18 protein-coding genes are annotated in these 18157 nt (G+C 55.4%); 10 read left to right on the plus strand and 8 right to left on the minus strand.

The window, feature by feature from the left end:
- Positions 1–13 precede the first annotated feature (13 nt).
- Positions 14–1675 carry a putative transporter gene (locus ACOKCT_RS18090; protein ID WP_420193747.1) on the plus strand — a complete coding sequence of 554 codons (1662 nt, stop codon included), beginning with the start codon at positions 14–16 and terminating at the stop codon, positions 1673–1675.
- On the opposite strand, the gene ACOKCT_RS18095 is transcribed toward ACOKCT_RS18090, so the two are convergent.
- From ACOKCT_RS18095 to ACOKCT_RS18105, 3 genes are read right to left on the minus strand one after another with little or no spacing between them, the layout of a single operon-like run.
- A complete protein-coding gene (locus tag ACOKCT_RS18095; RefSeq protein ID WP_420193748.1) occupies positions 1672–3156 on the minus strand; it encodes a sulfatase in 1485 nt (494 codons plus the stop codon). The genes ACOKCT_RS18090 and ACOKCT_RS18095 overlap by 4 nt on opposite strands.
- A gap of 9 nt (positions 3157–3165) precedes the next feature.
- The gene (locus ACOKCT_RS18100; RefSeq protein WP_103177643.1) at positions 3166–3489 is read right to left on the minus strand and encodes a PTS sugar transporter subunit IIB; all 324 of its coding nucleotides are present in this window, start codon (positions 3487–3489) and stop codon (positions 3166–3168) included.
- A 28-nt stretch (positions 3490–3517) separates the two neighbouring features.
- Positions 3518–4843 (minus strand): PTS sugar transporter subunit IIC, encoded by a 1326-nt coding sequence (locus ACOKCT_RS18105; protein ID WP_103181006.1) that lies wholly within the window; start codon positions 4841–4843, stop codon positions 3518–3520.
- A 477-nt stretch (positions 4844–5320) separates the two neighbouring features.
- On the opposite strand from ACOKCT_RS18105, the gene ACOKCT_RS18110 reads away from it, so the two are divergent.
- From ACOKCT_RS18110 to ACOKCT_RS18125, 4 genes are all read left to right on the plus strand, one after another.
- Complete coding sequence (locus ACOKCT_RS18110; protein ID WP_325941850.1) at positions 5321–6736, plus strand: aryl-sulfate sulfotransferase; 1416 nt, start codon at positions 5321–5323, stop codon at positions 6734–6736.
- Positions 6737–6917: 181 nt separating this feature from the next.
- Positions 6918–7265 (plus strand): YidH family protein, encoded by a 348-nt coding sequence (locus tag ACOKCT_RS18115; protein WP_103177645.1) that lies wholly within the window; start codon positions 6918–6920, stop codon positions 7263–7265.
- Positions 7255–7617, plus strand: a complete 363-nt coding sequence (locus ACOKCT_RS18120; protein WP_159340378.1) for a DUF202 domain-containing protein — start codon at positions 7255–7257, stop codon at positions 7615–7617. The genes ACOKCT_RS18115 and ACOKCT_RS18120 overlap by 11 nt, the downstream gene beginning before the upstream one ends.
- Entirely contained in the window at positions 7614–8717 is a 1104-nt protein-coding gene (locus ACOKCT_RS18125) for an anaerobic sulfatase maturase (protein ID WP_159340377.1), read from the plus strand. Before ACOKCT_RS18120 ends, ACOKCT_RS18125 begins: the two co-directional genes overlap by 4 nt.
- Position 8718: 1 nt before the next feature.
- On the opposite strand, the gene dsdA is transcribed toward ACOKCT_RS18125, so the two are convergent.
- From dsdA to tisB, 4 genes are all read right to left on the minus strand, one after another.
- Positions 8719–10017 carry a D-serine ammonia-lyase gene (gene dsdA / locus ACOKCT_RS18130; RefSeq protein WP_420193749.1) on the minus strand — a complete coding sequence of 433 codons (1299 nt, stop codon included), beginning with the start codon at positions 10015–10017 and terminating at the stop codon, positions 8719–8721.
- 62 nt (positions 10018–10079) lie between these two features.
- Positions 10080–11264 carry a multidrug efflux MFS transporter EmrD gene (gene emrD / locus ACOKCT_RS18135; protein ID WP_420193750.1) on the minus strand — a complete coding sequence of 395 codons (1185 nt, stop codon included), beginning with the start codon at positions 11262–11264 and terminating at the stop codon, positions 10080–10082.
- Between the two features lie 186 nt (positions 11265–11450).
- On the minus strand, positions 11451–11897 hold the full coding sequence (locus tag ACOKCT_RS18140) for a GNAT family N-acetyltransferase (RefSeq protein WP_420193751.1): 447 nt from the start codon (positions 11895–11897) through the stop codon (positions 11451–11453).
- Positions 11898–11970: 73 nt separating this feature from the next.
- On the minus strand, positions 11971–12060 hold the full coding sequence (tisB, locus tag ACOKCT_RS18145; RefSeq protein ID WP_039032257.1) for a type I toxin-antitoxin system toxin TisB: 90 nt from the start codon (positions 12058–12060) through the stop codon (positions 11971–11973).
- 524 nt (positions 12061–12584) lie between these two features.
- Here tisB and ivbL point away from each other — a divergent pair.
- From ivbL to ilvN, 3 genes are all read left to right on the plus strand, one after another.
- Positions 12585–12683, plus strand: a complete 99-nt coding sequence (ivbL, locus tag ACOKCT_RS18150) for an ilvB operon leader peptide IvbL (protein WP_103177650.1) — start codon at positions 12585–12587, stop codon at positions 12681–12683.
- A gap of 107 nt (positions 12684–12790) precedes the next feature.
- Complete coding sequence (gene ilvB, locus ACOKCT_RS18155; protein WP_156653651.1) at positions 12791–14479, plus strand: acetolactate synthase large subunit; 1689 nt, start codon at positions 12791–12793, stop codon at positions 14477–14479.
- Positions 14480–14482: 3 nt separating this feature from the next.
- Positions 14483–14770, plus strand: a complete 288-nt coding sequence (gene ilvN / locus ACOKCT_RS18160; protein ID WP_039032259.1) for an acetolactate synthase small subunit — start codon at positions 14483–14485, stop codon at positions 14768–14770.
- Position 14771: 1 nt separating this feature from the next.
- On the opposite strand, the gene ACOKCT_RS18165 is transcribed toward ilvN, so the two are convergent.
- Positions 14772–15563: a DeoR family transcriptional regulator gene (locus ACOKCT_RS18165; protein ID WP_103177652.1), complete on the minus strand. Its 792-nt coding sequence runs from the start codon at positions 15561–15563 to the stop codon at positions 14772–14774.
- Between the two features lie 323 nt (positions 15564–15886).
- Between ACOKCT_RS18165 and rbsK the strand changes: the two genes are divergently transcribed.
- Together rbsK and fucP are read left to right on the plus strand one after the other, a co-directional pair.
- Entirely contained in the window at positions 15887–16807 is a 921-nt protein-coding gene (gene rbsK, locus ACOKCT_RS18170) for a ribokinase (protein ID WP_103177653.1), read from the plus strand.
- A 29-nt stretch (positions 16808–16836) separates the two neighbouring features.
- Positions 16837–18153, plus strand: coding sequence for an L-fucose:H+ symporter permease (gene fucP / locus ACOKCT_RS18175; protein WP_103177654.1), 1317 nt, complete (start codon positions 16837–16839; stop codon positions 18151–18153).
- Positions 18154–18157: the final 4 nt, after the last annotated feature.

Consider the following 18157-nt stretch of genomic DNA (forward strand, 5'->3'; position numbering starts at 1 on the left):
CAGGGATGCTGTCATGAGTGATATAGCGTTAACGGTCAGTATTCTGGCGGTGGTTGCGGTGGTCGGGCTGTGGATAGGCAATGTCAAAATCCGCGGCGTCGGGTTCGGCATTGGCGGCGTGCTCTTTGGCGGGATTTTTGTCGGCCATTTTGCCGACCAGCTTGGCATTACGCTCAGCGCGGAAATGCTGCACTTCATTCAGGAATTTGGCCTGATCCTCTTCGTTTACACTATCGGCATCCAGGTCGGGCCCGGCTTTTTCGCCTCGCTGCGCGTCTCTGGCCTGCGGCTTAATCTTTTTGCGATGGGGATTGTGGTGATGGGGGGGCTAGTCACCGCCCTGCTGCATAAACTCTTCGCCATTCCGCTGCCGGTGGTGTTGGGCATTTTCTCCGGGGCGGTAACCAATACTCCCGCGCTGGGTGCCGGGCAGCAAATCCTGCGCGATCTGGGCATCGCCCCCGACATCGTCGATCAGATGGGGATGAGCTACGCCATGGCCTACCCGTTCGGCATCTGCGGCATCCTGCTCACCATGTGGCTGATGCGTATCCTGTTTCGCGTTAACGTTGAACAGGAAGCCCGGGAGCATGAATCTACCCTTACGAACGGACAGGCGCTGATTAAAACCATCAACATCCGCGTCGACAACCCCAACCTCAACAACCTGCCGATTCAGGATGTGCCGATCCTTAACAGCGCCAATATTATCTGCTCCCGCCTGAAGCGTGAGGAAACCCTGATGGTGCCGCTGCCCGGCACGGTGATCCAGATAGGCGACCTGCTGCATCTGGTGGGGCAACCGGCGGACCTGCATAACGCCCAACTGGTGATTGGCCAGGAGGTCGATACCTCTCTTTCTACCCGCGGCACCGATATGCGCGTCGAGCGCGTGGTGGTGACCAACGAGAAGGTATTAGGCAAGAAAATCCGCGAACTGCAGGTAAAAGAGCGCTACGACGTTGTGATCTCTCGCCTGAACCGCGCCGGGATCGAGCTGGTGGCCAGCCCGGACGCCAGCCTGCAGTTTGGCGACATCCTTAACCTCGTCGGGCGCCCGGCCTCCATTGACGCCGTCGCCAATATGGTAGGCAACGCACAACAAAAACTGCAGCAGGTGCAGATGCTACCGGTGTTTATCGGTATCGGACTCGGCGTCCTGCTCGGCTCTATCCCCCTCTATGTACCGGGGTTCCCGGTGGCGCTCAAGCTGGGGCTGGCAGGCGGGCCGTTGATTATGGCGCTGATCCTCGGTCGTATCGGCTGTGTCGGTAAGCTCTACTGGTTTATGCCTCCGAGCGCCAACCTTGCCCTGCGTGAGCTGGGGATCGTGCTGTTTCTGGCGGTGGTGGGGCTGAAATCTGGCGGGGATTTCGTCGAGACGCTCGCCCGCGGTGACGGCGTCAGCTGGATTGGTTACGGCATCCTCATTACCGCCGTCCCGCTGATCACGATGGGCATTCTGGCGCGGCTACTGGCGAAGATGAACTACCTCACCCTCTGCGGCATGCTGGCCGGTTCGATGACCGATCCCCCGGCGCTGGCCTTTGCCAACAACCTGCACGCCACCAGCGGGGCGGCGGCGCTCTCCTACGCCACGGTCTATCCGCTGGTGATGTTTATGCGCATTATCACACCGCAGCTACTGGCGGTGCTGTTCTGGGGGATAGGTTAAACCTCTAACCCCAGCCTGGTGAACTGCTCTGCCGGGGCGTCGCTCTCATGTAGCAGACGCACCAGCAGGGCAATCATCCGCGCTTCGATGGCTTTATCTTCTATCGGGCACTGCTGGTGCGGGTCGGTGTATAAATCGAACAGTAGATTACCGACGCGGTTCACCCCGGGGTATTTTTCCTGAGCCGGAATACGCAGCGTTTTAACCCCTTTGGTAAAGCGGAAGGGGGGCGCCAGCGCGATCGCCTCCAGCTCATCCGGGGTAAAGCGGGTATTCATCTTGATGGGCATCAGGGTGTAGTTGGCGATGTCATTCTCACGGCCAGGCAGTGCGGCGCGCATATAGACATAGCGCCCGTCCGTGACGTTGACATGGCCGCTGAAGACCCCAAACAGCGCAGCGTCACGCACCGGGGTATCATCTTCAAGAATGCGGGCTAACGGACGGCCCTGAACGTCAGGTGGAATGGGCTGGTTGAAGAACTCCAGCAGCGTTGGCGCCCAGTCAATCATCTGCACCAGCGCATCTCGCTGCACCCCCTGATGACCGCTGCGCGGATCCCAGATAAATAGCGGGTTATTCGCCACTTCGTTGTAATAGGGCATCTGGTTTTTCGCCCACCAGCCATGCTCCCCGAGCAAAAAGCCGTGATCGGTGCCGACGATGAGCATCGTATCGCGCCACAGATCGTGGCGGTCCATCAGGTCCAGAATGCGCCCCAGGTTGCGATCGCACATGGAGACCAGGGCGCGATAGCGGCAGCGAATATGCTCTACCGCCTCCGGGCTCTCTTCCACTTTGCCGCGGGGCCAGTCGTAGTGCGGGCCGTTCCAGGCATCCTGGTATAACGAGAGGTACGCCTCGGTGGTATAAAACGGCTCGTGGGGGTCGAAGGTTTCCACCTGCAATAGCCAGCTATCCTGGTGATGGTTCTTGTCGATAAACTCGCACCCGGCGTTAAAGACCTGGGTTTGCGGGAAGTCCGCCTCCTGCTGAATGTAGTCGCGGTTGACCCAGTCGTGTCGCCAGAGCCCGGAGACCCCGCCCCCGGTTTGTTTCTGGGGCACGCGCAGCACCTCCGGGATGGCCGGGTCGGCGACGCTGGCCTTCCAGTGATCCCCCTCCTGGCCACGGATAATTTCCCATGAGCTGTAGCGGTTATGGTAGTTGCCGCCGCCATCCTCCCAGTAGTGCAGGTGGTCGCTGATCAGGTGGGTATAGATGCCCGCTTTTTTCAGTAGCTCCGGCATGGAGTCGTCGAACGGCTCCAGCGGCCCCCATTCCCGGTGCAAAAAATTATACCGGCCAGTATGTAACTCGCGACGTGCGGGCATGCAGGGCATACTGCCAACATAGCTGTTGTTGAAGGTGGCGCAGCGGGCCGCCAGACGCTGGAAATTTGGCGCCTGGGTGATCATATCCCCGTAAGGCGGCAGATAGTGCTTATTCAGGCTGTCGAAGAGCAGAATGATCGCTTTCATCGTCGCTCCTTAACGGGCCTTTACCAGATGCGGGAAATGCTCTTCAACCACGGCGTAGATCTGCTTCCCGATGGTCTCTCCGTCCATAATATTTTCGATGGGGATCAGATACTGCCCGTGCCGCGGATCGAGGCTTACCACATCAATCAGTTTTTTCGAAATGGCATAGATATCGGCCCATTCGGTGAACCCACCGACTTCGCCGGCGGCGGTGTGCTCCATGGCGAAATCAATGTCATATTTAGCTAACGCTTTTTTTACCACCGTCTGCAACATCACGCTGCTGCCGACACCGTAGCCGCAAACAAACAGAATATTAATTTTGTCTTTCATAACGATATCCTTTTCACAATGAGATGAGTTAGCCCGCATAAGGCCCAAGATGGAACGTTAAGGCAATAAACTTAAGTACTTCGCAAATCGCTGGCCATAAGGTCGCCCAGTCGAAAATACCGGTCCAGCCCACCCCTTCCGCAGCGAGGCCAGTTAAGGGAATTGCCCATACGGTGCCGAAGGTTTGAATAATTCCCAGCAAGAAAGTACAAATAATAACGGCGCGGTAACCGCCCAGCCGGTTGGCTAATACGCCGATCGGGCCGCCCGCAAAAAATAGCGGCACAAAACCGGGCAATACCATAATCGGACTATGGGTAAGCAGCAGGATCCCCATCGAAAAAATCGTGCCGAAGGTACAGAAAATAAAACCAAGGGTGGCGGCATTCGGGGAGAAGGGAAGTAATGCTGCAACATCGACAGCGGGAATCGCGTCGGGAATTAAACGATCCTGCCAGCCTTTAAACGAGGCGTTAATTTCCCCGACCATCATACGAACGCCCTGGAGCAGGATCACCATATACATGGAGAACTGCAGGCCGAGATTAATAATGTAGATATACCAGGGCTTACCTTTTGCCATGACCTGAACGTTATCGATGCCGGTCGTCAACAGGAACCCGCCGACGAACACGGTCATGACAATGGCGATGGAGGTAACGTTATGGTTAAAAATCGCCAGCCAGCCGGGTAGCTTCATATTCTCGGCATCCTGCTTCTCGGCGTCGCCAAAGAGGTGGGCGAATTTCGAGAAAAACCAGATCCCCAGCATCTGGTTATGGGCTATGGTAAAGCCGGCATTATTGGTGATTTTCGCCACCGGTTTGGCTATCAGGGTAGTCGCAAACGCCCAGAATACGCCGGTTAAAATCCCGGCGATAATAATCGACGGCACCCAGCCAAAGCCCAGCCAGAAGACGATCAACCACAGCACTGCCTGAGAGTGAGACACCCCGGTATTGCCGGTGAGGAAAATGCCTTTCACCTTTGTGTAGCGGCCAAGTAAGACCAGCACCAGGTTGGTAAAAAAGGCCAGCACAAACACATAACCTACAAAACCGAAATTATCGCCGAGTGCAATCTGGGTTGCTGCTTTCATGGCATAGGAATCCATTAAATAGCCATGAATGCCATAAGATTTACTGACCGCATCGGCAACGGGTTTAAATGTGGCTGAGAACTGAAATCCGCCAAAGAGCACCATCATTAATCCCACCATGGCGCTAACCATACCGGTAATAATTTTGATCGGCGATTTCCTGTCGAGGGCATAACCCAGCCCCACCAGCAACCCAATTAAAATAGCGGGTTCAGTTAAAAAAGATTGTATTACTGAAATGAAGTCTGAAAACATAATGCAGTCAACCTCCGTGATATTCGCTTCCAGATTAATAAAATCCACTTTTTTGTTGCTTCTTATTTAATAACGGAACGACTAGTGGTGATAAAGGCAAACATTTTTGGCAGCAAATGCACTTTAATAATCATATTTAGTCATTAGAAGATTGATTTTGATTTTTTGTGATTCTATTTGCAAAATTACTGATGTATTACTTTCGATTATTTAAATTTCTATTCGATAAGCTTTTTATATATACAATGGATTTGTGAATAAGCCGGGATGCCCTTATTGGATGATTCAATATATAAACGGTCAATAATTTAACCTTAATTATTGAGGTGGGAAGTGTTTTGAAGATATATTTAGTAAATTAAAGGCGACGATTTTATTTTGCGGGCTCAGCCACAAAATTATATTAAACCGAAGTATAAGTTAGCTTTCGCACGGCCAAGTAATTTTCCAATCATTATTAAACAAAGGAATGAAAAAATGAACGCAACCTATACTGTTAATCTGAATCCCTACGATAAAAACAAACTGTGCGCATTAATTTCTATTGCTAGTACCGAGGCGGTACGCTTTGACTACACCGTCAAGGGTAAAACGGTGAACACCAGTTTTCATTACGGCACCGATCAATACAGCGTTAATCCAGAGATTGTCGTGGTGGGGTTGTATGCCAATTATTTAAATTCGGTCACGTTGAATCTTTATACCGCTGACAATGCCGTAGAAACCCTCCTTATATCGATATCAACAGAGGGACAGGACTATGGCGAAGTGCCCCTGTCGCTGGCAATCAATATTGCTGACGGCACGATGGCAGAGAATACCTTAGGGCAGGGTTGGTTTGTCACCAGCGCGTGGAATGGCTATGACATCAATGGCGATCTGCGTATTACCGGCCTGTTCCCCTGGATGTACGGCAACCTAAAAATTATTGAAAACTCGCTCTGGTCAGCCGAAGCCAGTGAAACCTGGGATCCCGACAAGCATGCTTTTGCGCCAACACTGTACCGCTTTAACCTTGCCGGTAAGGTCACGCAAACCTACTCTGCTCCAGCGGGTTACGGTTTTCATCACGACATCACTACTGACGGGCAAGGCAATCTCTGGGTGTTAGGCTCGCTGCTGGATGGTTGGAGTGACGAGCAAAAACTGGAGTGCATCCTCTATAAATACGACATCAACAGCGGGGCGTTGCTCTGGCAACGTGATTATTCCCGGGAATTTATGGGTGCCACGGTGCTGGATAATACCGACACCAACGACGTGCATTTCAATAGTCTGGAATATGTCGCAGAGACCGGGCAACTGATGATCAATTCCCGCTCCAGTTGTACTGTGCTGGGACTTAATAGTGCCTCCGGGGATCCGGAGTGGATTATTGATAACCCAGCTTTTCCTGTGCTGAATAGTGCCCTGAATCTGCAGGTGGTGGATGAGGATAACTTCAGCTATCCCAACGGCGAGCATGCCGTCTTTGTCACACACAACAGCCGGTACCAGGCGTGGCGGGGTGAAAACAAGTTCGTTGTCTCCCTGTTCAATAACAACTCCTGCGCAGATGAACAGGGCAAGGAACTGGTCCGGACGATTGAATCGGACCCGGTTACTTATACCGCTGCCGCACTGGATTCCTTACCTACCATTCTTGCCATAGATTTAACCGCCTCGACGGTTCAGCGCCTGGATCAGTTTCATTTCCCAGGCCAGCGCAGCGAACTCACATCATCGGTATTTGATGTCGGGAACGAATATTACAATGTTTATTTTGGTGCCGAACAATCTTTCTTCGTTTTTGATACCGATAATAATATTGGTGTGTCGGTTTACAATATTGATACCGGCTTAGGCTATCGCGGCAGAATATTTACTTACGATGAGCTGCGCTCATTAATCTAAAATTAACCTTAGCGGCAAGATAAGGCTTGGTGTTACTTGCCGCCTTTACACCACCTGTAACCCGTTTCCCTGGCTGTGGTTATACGGCTGTCACCACCGGATCCTGCGGGTGGGAATGACTTCTCTGTATACGTTACTATTGCCTGAGTTTTATTCGATGAGCAGCCAGACAGGAGTAGTTATGAAAATTTCCCGCCTCGGCGAAGCGCCGGATTATCGCTTCTCGCTGGCAAACGAGCGCACCTTTCTGGCCTGGATCCGCACCGCACTGGGCTTTCTGGCAGCCGGTGTCGGCCTTGACCAGCTGGCCCCCGACTTTGCCACGCCGGTGATCCGCCAGCTGCTGGCGCTGCTGCTGTGCCTCTTTTCCGGCGGGCTGGCGATCTACGGTTACCTGCGCTGGCTGCGTAATGAAAAGGCGATGCGCCTGAAAGAAGACCTGCCCTATACCCACAGCCTGCTGATTATCAGCCTGATCCTGATGGTGGTGGCGGTGATTGTCATGGGACTGGTGCTCTATGGCGGATAATCGCAAAGCCCGCCGCCTGGCCGATCCGGGACTGCAGCCGGAGCGGACCTCGCTCGCCTGGCTGCGCACCCTGCTGGGCTACGGCGCCCTGATGGTGCTGGCGGTTAAACACAACTGGCAGCAGGCAGGGCAGCTGTTCTGGGTGGCGCTGGGTGTACTGGCAATCGCGGCGCTGATCCTCTGGTATTACACCCGCAGCAGGGCGCAAATGGATGTTTCTCTGTATGATTTTTCATCATCCCGACCGGTGCATATTAAATTTTTGATCGCCCTCGCAGTGTTATCCCTCGCATTACTGTTTGCTGCTAGCCATGTCCACCATCTCATTATTTTTATCAGGGGTATTACATGACAGGATGTCAGGTTATGGCCAAGCCAGCCAGCTCACGATGCAACCTGAATTGCCGCTACTGTTTTTATATCGATAAGCCTAAACAGGCGATCATGGATGACGCCACCCTGGAAACCTTTATTCAACAGCATATCGCCGCCCAGCCCGGACCAGAGGTACAGTTCGCCTGGCAGGGCGGGGAACCGACCCTGTGCGGGCTGGATTTCTTTCGTCGTGTCGTGGAACTGCAACAGCGGCATGGCGCAGGAAAACGTATCCACAACGCTTTTCAGACCAACGGCATCCTGCTCAATGACGCCTGGTGTGTATTTTTTCGTGAACAGGGCTGGCTGGTGGGTATCTCTCTCGATGGGCCTGCGGCGCTGCATGATGCTTATCGCGTCAGCCGCAGCGGCAACCCTACTCATCATAAGGTGCTGGCGGCGATAGAGAAGCTGCGAGCGCATCAGGTGTCGTTTAATCTTCTGACGGTCATCAACCGGCAGAACAGCGGCCAGCCGGAGCGCATGTATCGCTATTTGCGCGCGCTGGGCACGCCGTATCTGCAGTTTCTTCCCCTGCTGGAGCACGACAACCCGGAATCAGTCAGCGATGCGCAGTGGGGAGCATTCCTGTCGTCGGTGTTTGATATCTGGGTGCGGGAGGATATTGGTCGCATCTTTGTGCAGCTTTTCGACTCGACGTTAGGGGTCTGGTGCGGCTATCCGTCGCAGATCTGTTCCCTCGCCGTCACCTGCGGCCACGCCTTCGCGCTGGAGGCGCAGGGCGATCTCTATCAATGCGATCACTATGTCTACCCCGAGTACCGGCTGGGTAACATCCACCAGACGCCGCTGGCAGAGCTTAATAACAGTGAGGCGGCCATCGCCTTTGGCCAGCGTAAAAAAACCACTTTACCCGGTGAGTGCCAGGCCTGCCCGGCGCTTTACCTGTGCAACGGCGACTGCCCGAAACACCGGGTGGAGGGCAAAAGCGCGCTGTGCGCGGGGTATCTGGCGTTCTTTCGCCATTGTGCCCCGCATATGCGGGTGATGCGCGATCTTATCCGCCATCACCGTTCGCCCATCGAGTTAATGACCCTGTTACGCCAGAGCCAGTAAGTTACCGCCCTTTTGCCAGATACTTCGCCATCTCCTCGTCCGGCACCATGCCGCCGCCGGTGGCCCACACCAGGTGGGTGGCGTTGTCCAGCGCATAGTGCCCGGCAGTGGCAAGACGTACCGGCCCGGCCATTCCCGCCAGCGCGGAGGGCTCAAGACGAATATGCTCTTCCTGCGCCAGCCAGCCCAGCATGTCATACATGCTCTGATCGGAGAGGGTATAGAACCCGTCGAGCAGGCGCTCCATGGCGCGGCCAACAAAACCGGACGCGCGGCCTACCGCCAGGCCATCGGCCGCGGTGAGGTTATCGATCCCCAGATCCTGCACGGCAATCTGGTCATGTAGCCCGGTATAAACCCCCAGCAGCATGCACGGTGAATGGGTAGGTTCGGCAAAGAAGCAGTGCACATGGTCGCCAAAGGCCAGCTTCAGCCCAAACGCCACGCCGCCAGGGCCGCCGCCGACGCCGCATGGCAGATAGACAAACAGGGGATGATCCCTGTCCACCACCCGGCCCTGGTCAGCAAACTGCGCTTTCAGTCGTGCGCCTGCCACGGCATAGCCTAAAAACAGGGTGCGGGAGTTTTCATCGTCGATAAAGAAGCAGTTCGGATCGCTTTCGGCCGCTTTGCGGCCTTGCTCCACCGCCACGCCGTAGTCCTGCTCATATTCCACCACCGTCACGCCGTGGCTGCGCAGTTTCGCTTTTTTCCATTCCCGGGCGTCGGCGGACATATGGACCGTCACCTTAAAGCCGATGCGGGCGCTCATGATGCCGATGGACATCCCCAGGTTGCCGGTCGACCCCACGGCGATGCTGTACTGGCTGAAGAAATCTTTGAAGCGCGGCTCCAGCAGGATGCTGTAATTCTCCTCCGGCGTTAACAGGCCCGCGGCGAGGGCCAGTTTTTCCGCGTGGGTCAGCACCTCATAGATGCCGCCGCGGGCTTTGATGGAGCCGGAGATCGGCAGATGACTGTCTTTTTTCAACAGCAACGTGCCGGGAAGGGTGATATCGAACGCCGTCTCCAGCCGCTTGTGCATCCCCGGTATGGCGACCAGCTCCGATTCGATAATCCCGTTTGTGGCCGCCGTTTCCGGGAACGCTTTCGCCAGGTACGGCGCAAACCGCGCCAGGCGCGCGTGGGCATCATCCACGTCGGCCTGGGTCAGGCCAACGTGCGGCAACCCTTCGGCCAGCGTGGTGGCTTTGGGGTTAAGCCAGGTGGTCTCTTTCAGGGCGATCAGCGCATTGAGCAGGGGATATTGCGCGATTAATGTCTGGGTCTGTGGCGTCATAGGTTCCTCGCAGGCGTTATCCCCTTAAGAAAACAGGAAACGGACGCGAGGGCAAGTGAACGCTACACCGCCTGCTGGTGATGTGAGGCGCGGGAGGCCAGCGGCAGCCAGCACAGCACAATCAGCAGCCCCATTAAGGTCATCAGCAGACCAAGGCTGGCCTGTCCGTTTTGCGGCATCATCGCCGAGAGCCAGGCCAGCGCGCCGGAGCCGATATTCTGCAATCCTCCCACCAGCGCCCCGGCGGTGCCCGCGAGGAACGGGAAGGGCTCCATCGCGCCGCTGGTCGCCAGCGGGAAGAGCATCCCCGCGCCAAAGAAGAAGAGCGCAGCCGGGATCAGCAGGGTCCAGACATTCATCACCCCGAACAGCCCCGGGATCCACATCATCAGCCCCGCCAGCAGGCAGCTTGCCACCGACTGCCACATCAGGGTGGTAAAGCGTTTATTGGCGCGTCCGGCAAACCAGGCGCCGAAGAACGCCGCCGGGATCGGCAGAATAAACAGAATACTTACCACCATACTGCTGAGACCCAGCCCGGCGCCCAACAGCACGCCCGAACTGGCTTCGAATACGGCGATACCCGCCAGGCCCCCAATCAGCATCAGCACGTAGCAGTTAAACGCCCCGTTGCCGAAAAGGATTTTGTAGCTGGTGAGCAGTCTGGTGCGAGGCGCCTCAGTAGGCCGGGTTTCCGGCATCCAGCGCGCCATGCTGAAGGTGACGATGGCGCACAGCACCAGCAGGAAGCCATAGCAGGCCCGCCAGGACCAGACGGTATCCAGCAGGCCGCCAATCAGCGGCGCCAGCAGCGGGCTCACCAGGATGCCCATGTTCAGCAGGCTATTGGCGTGACGCAGCTGGCTCCCCTGATACATATCCCGCGGCAGCGTGCGTGCCATCACCCCGCCGACGCCGGTGCCGACGCCCTGCAACGCGCTGGCGGCAATCAGCACGCTCAGGCTGTGGGTGGTCATGGCGATGACCGTCGCGATCATAAAAATCGTCATGCCGACCAGGATCACCGGGCGGCGACCCACGCGGTCCGAAAGCGGGCCGTAGACGAGCTGCGATACCCCATAGGTCAACAGATAGGCGCCCATCACGCTCTGGATTGCCCCTTCGCGCACCTGGAGTGCCTTCGCCATGCCCGCGATGGCCGGGATATAGATGGTTTGCGCCATCTGACCGACGGCGACCAGCAAGATCAACATCAAGAGTAAATTAACGTTCCGCTGTTTTTTCATGTCGCTGAATACTTTTGCCAAAAGTGAGAAATAAAGAATAAGTGACTACGCATTCCCATAAATGCGCGAGGAATCTACCACAGGAAAATGACAAGTTAAGTACCCGGCTGAATAACGGGAAGAGGCAAGAAGGCAGGATTTTTAAACGACAGCGGCAACGAATGTTGCCAGCGTTAATTCATTTGCTTAAACCGCGCAAAACAGCCGGTGCGTCACGCGCGGTTCATCGGCGACCAGCGTAAAGCCTGACCGCTGGTAGAAGGCCCAGGCGGCCTGCGGCGCATGGGTATTGAGAAAATCGAACCAGATGCTGGCATCGGCCATCACCACATCGAGCAGCTGCCTGCCGATACCCTGCCCGCGACACTTTTCGCTGATATAGAGATGGCGGATGCGACCGGCCCGCGGCTGCTGGCTGAACGGATCGCGGTTTAGTCCGCAAATTCCTACCAGCTTGCCATTGAGAAACGCACCCAGCAGCTTTTCGCCGGGGGCATTGAAGCGGTTTTCGCCGCGCTGCCAGTTCTCTTCCAGCCTGCGCAGCATGTTGAAATTGCGCGCGACGCTCTCGGCCTTAAGCGCGATATACCCCGGTTCGTCCGGCGTAACGGGTTCAATTAGCAAACGCGACATAGCATTCCCTCGTTATTATCGTTGTTAAAGAGGGGCGGTTTCCCGCCCCTCTTCGGTGCGACTTGAACCTGAATTACTTCACGTATTTCAGGACAGCATCAAGCAGTTGCAGTGCTGCAACAATGAGTTTGAGGATAAGTACAACCATATCCACTACGCTCATACGCGTCTCCTCTGGTTAAGGAGCACGATGCTGGCTTACCTTTCCGCCGCCTGTGACCAGCACCTTTGTTGACGTAACACAGTGTGCTCAGTTGGGGAGTGGAGGCGCTGACGGCACCACCCGTTTCAGCCAGGACTTCGTTGCGCCGGTGTACTACGAGCGGCTCCCCTCACACCCTGTGAACACCACCAGTATAGATAAATACTGTATATATGAACAGTAATTTATGGACAAAACGTGAAGGGCGATCCATACTCAAATGCGTCAAAATCCGTGCCCCAAATTGCGCGTTCCTGTGCGATCGCGTATACTTCGGGCGTTGACGTAACACAGTGTGCTCTGCGGTCACCAGCCGCAAACGCTGTAAAAAAAACCTCGCTCCGGCGGGGTTTTTTGTTTTCATCACCTAATAAACGAAACGTGATCCCTGACGCATTTTTGCGCAGATGAAAATATTTCCATTGTCACGCCTGAAAACCTGTGTTTGTATAAATTCTATCAATGATTCCAGAGATAGGTTCCTAATGACCTCTTCCATGCTGACCTCGACCCTACTAAAAACTGCGCAACCAGCCGCAGTGGTCGTCGTGCGTGTGGTGGTCGTCGTCGGCAATGCGCCGTAGGGACTGGATCAACACACGATTCCAAACCCCGCCGGCGCAAACCGGCGGGGTTTTTCGTTTAAAGCCCCCCGGAAAGTCGGCTCAGATCACAATAAGAGGACTGGAGCATGGCAAGTTCGGGCACAACATCACACAAGACGCGTTTCACAGGCGCGCAGTTAATCGTTCATCTGCTGGAACGTCAGGGCATTACCACGGTTGCGGGTATCCCTGGCGGAACGGTACTCCCGCTGTATGACGCCTTAAGCCAGAGCACGCAGATCCGTCACGTGCTGGCGCGACACGAACAGGGCGCAGGCTTTATCGCCCAGGGCATGGCGCGTACCCAGGGCAAACCGGCGGTTTGCATGGCCTGTAGCGGGCCGGGGGCCACCAACCTGGTGACCGCCATCGCCGACGCGCGTCTCGACTCCATTCCGTTAGTCTGCATTACCGGCCAGGTGCCTGCCTCGATGATCGGCACCGATGCGTTTCAGGAAGTGGACACCTACGGCATCTCTATCCCCATCACCAAGCACAACTATTTAGTGCGCGATATCAGCGAATTACCGCAGGTTATCAGCGATGCGTTCCGTATCGCCCAGTCCGGTCGTCCGGGTCCGGTGTGGATAGACATTCCTAAGGATGTGCAGACCGCTGAAATTGAGATCGAGGTACTGCCAGAGCCAGGCACCCGTGCGCCATCGCCGGCATTCAGCGCGGAGAGCGTGCGCGAGGCGGCGGCGATGATTAACGCCGCCCAGCGTCCGGTGCTCTATCTGGGCGGCGGGGTGATCGACGCGCCTGATGCGGTGCGTACCCTGGCAGAAAAGGCCAACCTGCCAACCACCATGACCCTGATGGCGTTGGGTATGCTGCCCAAAGCGCACCCGCTGTCGCTGGGTATGCTCGGGATGCATGGCGCGCGCAGCACCAACTTTATTCTGCAGGAAGCTGACCTGCTGATTGTTCTCGGGGCGCGTTTTGATGACCGGGCGATCGGCAAAACCGAGCAGTTCTGCCCGAACGCCAAAATCATTCACGTGGATATCGACCGCGCGGAGCTGGGCAAAATCAAGCAGCCGCACGTGGCGATCCAGGGCGACGTTGACGAGGTGCTGGCGCAGCTGCTGCCGCACATCGACGCCACTCCGCGCACCGCGTGGCGTGAGCAGGTTACCGGTCTGCAGCAGGAGTTCCCGGGCGCTATCCCGACCGGCGGCGATCCGCTGAGCCACTACGGGTTGATTAACGCCGTGGCCGCCTGCGTGGACGACAGCGCCATTATCACCACCGATGTGGGACAGCATCAGATGTGGACCGCCCAGGCCTATCCACTGAACCGTCCACGTCAGTGGCTGACCTCCGGCGGGCTGGGGACCATGGGCTTTGGCCTGCCTGCGGCAGTGGGCGCGGCGCTGGCGAATCCGGACCGCAAGGTGATCTGCTTCTCCGGCGACGGCAGCCTGATGATGAACATCCAGGAGATGGCCACCGCGGCGGAAAACCAGCTGGATGTGAAAATCATTCTGATGAACAACGAAGCGCTGGGCCTGGTGCATCAGCAGCAGAGCCTGTTCTACAAGCAGGGCGTCTTTGCCGCCACCTATCCGGGGATGATTAACTTTATGCAGATTGCCGCCGGGTTTGGCCTGCACACCTGCGATCTGAATGCCGAAGAGGATGCGCAGGCCGCACTTCAGGCGGCGATCTCGCGCCCAGGCCCGGCACTGATCCACGTGCGTATCGATCCACAACAAAAAGTTTATCCGATGGTACCGCCGGGTGCGGCCAATACAGAAATGGTGGGGGAATAAGCCATGCAGAAGCAAAATGATAATGTCATTCTGGAACTCACCGTCCGCAACCACCCAGGCGTCATGACCCACGTCTGCGGGCTGTTTGCCCGCCGGGCGTTCAACGTGGAAGGCATCCTCTGTTTACCAATCCAGGGCAGCGAGCACAGCCGTATCTGGCTACTGGTGAATGATGACCAGCGTCTGGAGCAGATGATGGCCCAGATCGACAAGCTGGAAGATGTGGTGAAAGTGGTGCGTAACCAGTCCGATCCGACCATGTTTAACAAAATTGCGGTGTTCTTCGAGTAACTTACTCCCCGGCGGCGTCCGGGGTGATGATTTTCACAAAGCCGTTCCGGCAGTGGGCCGGGTAGTCTGCCGGAAGCGGGCGGTCGCTGATCAGCACATCAAATGCCGACAGCGGCCCGATGCTGGCGGGGGCCACTTCATCAAACAGGGCGTAACGGGCCAGCAGGATCTTGCGGATGCCATGTTGCATGGCTTTGCGCTTGGTGGCGAGATCGTCAAGGTTAAACCAGGTAACCCCATAGTGCTCATGCACGCCGCTGGCGGAGATAAACACCTTGCGCGGGTTCAGGGAGTCCAGTATCGACGGGTTGCTGGTGTCATAAAACGCATCGCTTTTTGCCCGGTAGGTGCCGCCACACAAAATGGCGGTGGCGTTGGGCTTCTCATTAAGCGCCATAAATACGCGATGGGAATAGCAGATGCCGGTAAAGGTAATGTCGTCGGGGATCATGCTAATCACCAGCGGCATCTCCGGGCCATTATCAAAAAAGACCAGGTCGTTTTCCGCCACCATGCCCGCCGCCAGAATGGCGATAGGCAGATCGTCGGGGTGGTGAGTCTGGCTGCGTACCACCGGTGCGGCAGGCGCGGTGGCCGGTTTATTAACCATCACGATATAGCCGCCCAGCAGGGTCAGGGGCAGCACGGTCTCATGGTTATCCGGGCTGAGATCGCGACGGATAGTCATAACGGAGACTTCAAGCATCCGGGCGGCATCTTTCAGATGGATGCGGTCGGTTTTTTTTAACAGCTCCACCAGACGCCGGATTCGTTCTTTTTGCTTCGTCTCCATTCACCCTCTCCGCACAGTAGGATGTTCCTTTAAACACATGCATGATGCGTCAGGAACATTTTTGTTGCGTCATACTATACTGCCGCCCGGCCGGAAAGAAAAGCCGCTTCTGAAACTGTCATTATCATCCAATCTGTTGTAATTAATGAGTTAATTTTAAATTCCCGACATTGCTTTTCACTTTTAACTCCGCGCGAAGATTAAACATTAACCGACGTCAATGGATCCGCTAATCGCGATCGCAGTCACAAATGATACGAAAATAACATGATAATGTTACGATAATATCATTGTTGAGTGATTGTTTCAGAGAGGTAGTAAACATGGATATCGCGGTTATCGGCTCCAACATGGTGGATCTCATCACCTATATCAATCAGATGCCGAAAGAGGGCGAAACCCTTGAAGCCCCGGCGTTTAAAATTGGCTGTGGCGGCAAAGGCGCGAATCAGGCGGTGGCGGCGGCCAAGCTCAATTCGAAGGTGATGATGCTGACCAAAGTCGGTGACGATATTTTTGCCGATAACACCATCCGCAATCTGGAGTCCTGGGGCATCAACACCACCTATGTGGAAAAAGTGCCATGCACCAGCAGCGGCGTGGCGCCCATCTTTGTGAACGCCAACTCCAGCAACAGCATTCTGATTGTGAAAGGCGCCAATAAATTCCTCTCGCCGGAAGATATCGACCGCGCGGCAGAGGATTTGAAAAAGTGTCAGCTGATTGTTTTACAGCTTGAAGTGCAGCTGGAGACGGTTTATCACGCCATCGAGTTTGGTAAAAAACACGGTATTCAGGTGTTATTAAATCCGGCCCCGGCATTACGTGAATTAGATATGTCCTATGCCTGCAAATGTGATTTCTTTGTGCCGAATGAAACCGAACTGGAAATTCTGACCGGCATGCCGGTAAATACCTACGAAAATATCTGCCTCGCGGCGCGTTCGCTGGTAGATAAAGGGCTGAATAATATTATTGTCACCATGGGTGAAAAAGGGGCGCTATGGATGACGCGCGACCGGGAAGTTAAAGTCCCGGCCTTTAAAGTAAATGCCGTCGATACCAGCGGGGCCGGTGATGCCTTTATCGGCTGCTTCGCCCACTACTATGTCCAGAGCGGCGACGTTGAAGCCGCCATGAAAAAAGCCTCCCTCTTTGCCGCCTTCAGCGTCACCGGGAAAGGCACCCAGTCTTCTTACCCCAGCATCGAACAATTCAATGAGTTTCTGGCATTGAACGAATAATAAAACCCTGCGAAATAAAAGGTAGCACTATGAACGATAAAAACATCATTCAGATGCCTGACGGCTATCTGAATAAAACCCCTCTGTTCCAGTTTATTTTGTTATCCTGCTTATTCCCATTATGGGGATGCGCTGCTGCTTTAAATGATATTTTAATTACGCAGTTTAAAAGCGTCTTTGCACTCAGCAATTTTGCCTCGGCGCTGGTGCAAAGCGCATTTTATGGCGGTTATTTCCTGATAGCTATTCCGGCCTCGCTGGTAATTAAAAAGACCAGCTATAAAGTGGCGATCTTAATCGGATTAACGCTCTATATCGTAGGCTGTACGCTCTTTTTCCCGGCCTCGCACATGGCAACCTACACCATGTTCCTGGCGGCCATCTTTGCCATCGCGATTGGTCTGAGCTTCCTCGAAACGGCGGCTAATACCTACAGCTCAATGATCGGCTCGAAAGCCTATGCCACGCTGCGCCTGAACGTTAGCCAGACCTTCTACCCGATTGGCGCTGCCGCAGGCATCCTGCTGGGTAAATATCTGGTCTTCTCCGAAGGCGACAGCCTGGAAAAACAGATGGCAGGCATGAACGCCGAGCAGATCCACAACTTTAAGATCCTGATGCTGGAGAACACGCTGGAGCCTTACAAGTATATGATTATGGTTCTGGTGGTGGTGATGGTTCTGTTTCTGTTAACCCGCTTCCCCACCTGCAAAGTGGCGCAAACCACGGAGCGTAAGCGCCCGTCGGCGATGGATACCCTGCGCTACCTCGCCACCAATGCCCGCTTCCGTCGCGGTATTGTGGCGCAGTTCCTCTATGTGGGCATGCAGGTGGCGGTGTGGTCATTCACCATCCGTCTGGCGCTGGAGCTGGGCGATATCAACGAACGCGACGCCTCCAACTTTATGGTCTACAGCTTTGCCTGCTTCTTCATCGGCAAGTTCATCGCCAACGTTCTGATGACCCGCTTTAACCCGGCGAAGGTGCTCATTATGTACTCGGTGGTCGGCGCGCTGTTCCTGGCCTATGTGGCGCTGGCGCCAGGCTTTAGCGCGGTTTACGTTGCGGTGTTGGTCAGTATTCTCTTCGGGCCATGCTGGGCCACTATCTACGCCGGAACCCTGGATACCGTGGACAACGAACATACCGAAATGGCGGGCGCGGTGATCGTGATGGCGATTGTGGGTGCGGCAGTCGTGCCTGCGGTGCAGGGCTATGTCGCCGATCTGTTCCACTCGCTGCAGGCCTCTTTCCTGGTCTCGATGCTGTGCTTTGTCTACGTGGGCGTCTATTTCTGGCGTGAGAGCAAAGTGCGCCGTGAACTGACCGAAGCCACCGCTTCCTGAGGAG

Source organism: Leclercia sp. M-A074-M (assembly GCF_965195605.1).
In the GTDB taxonomy this organism is placed as follows: Bacteria; Pseudomonadota; Gammaproteobacteria; order Enterobacterales; family Enterobacteriaceae; genus Enterobacter.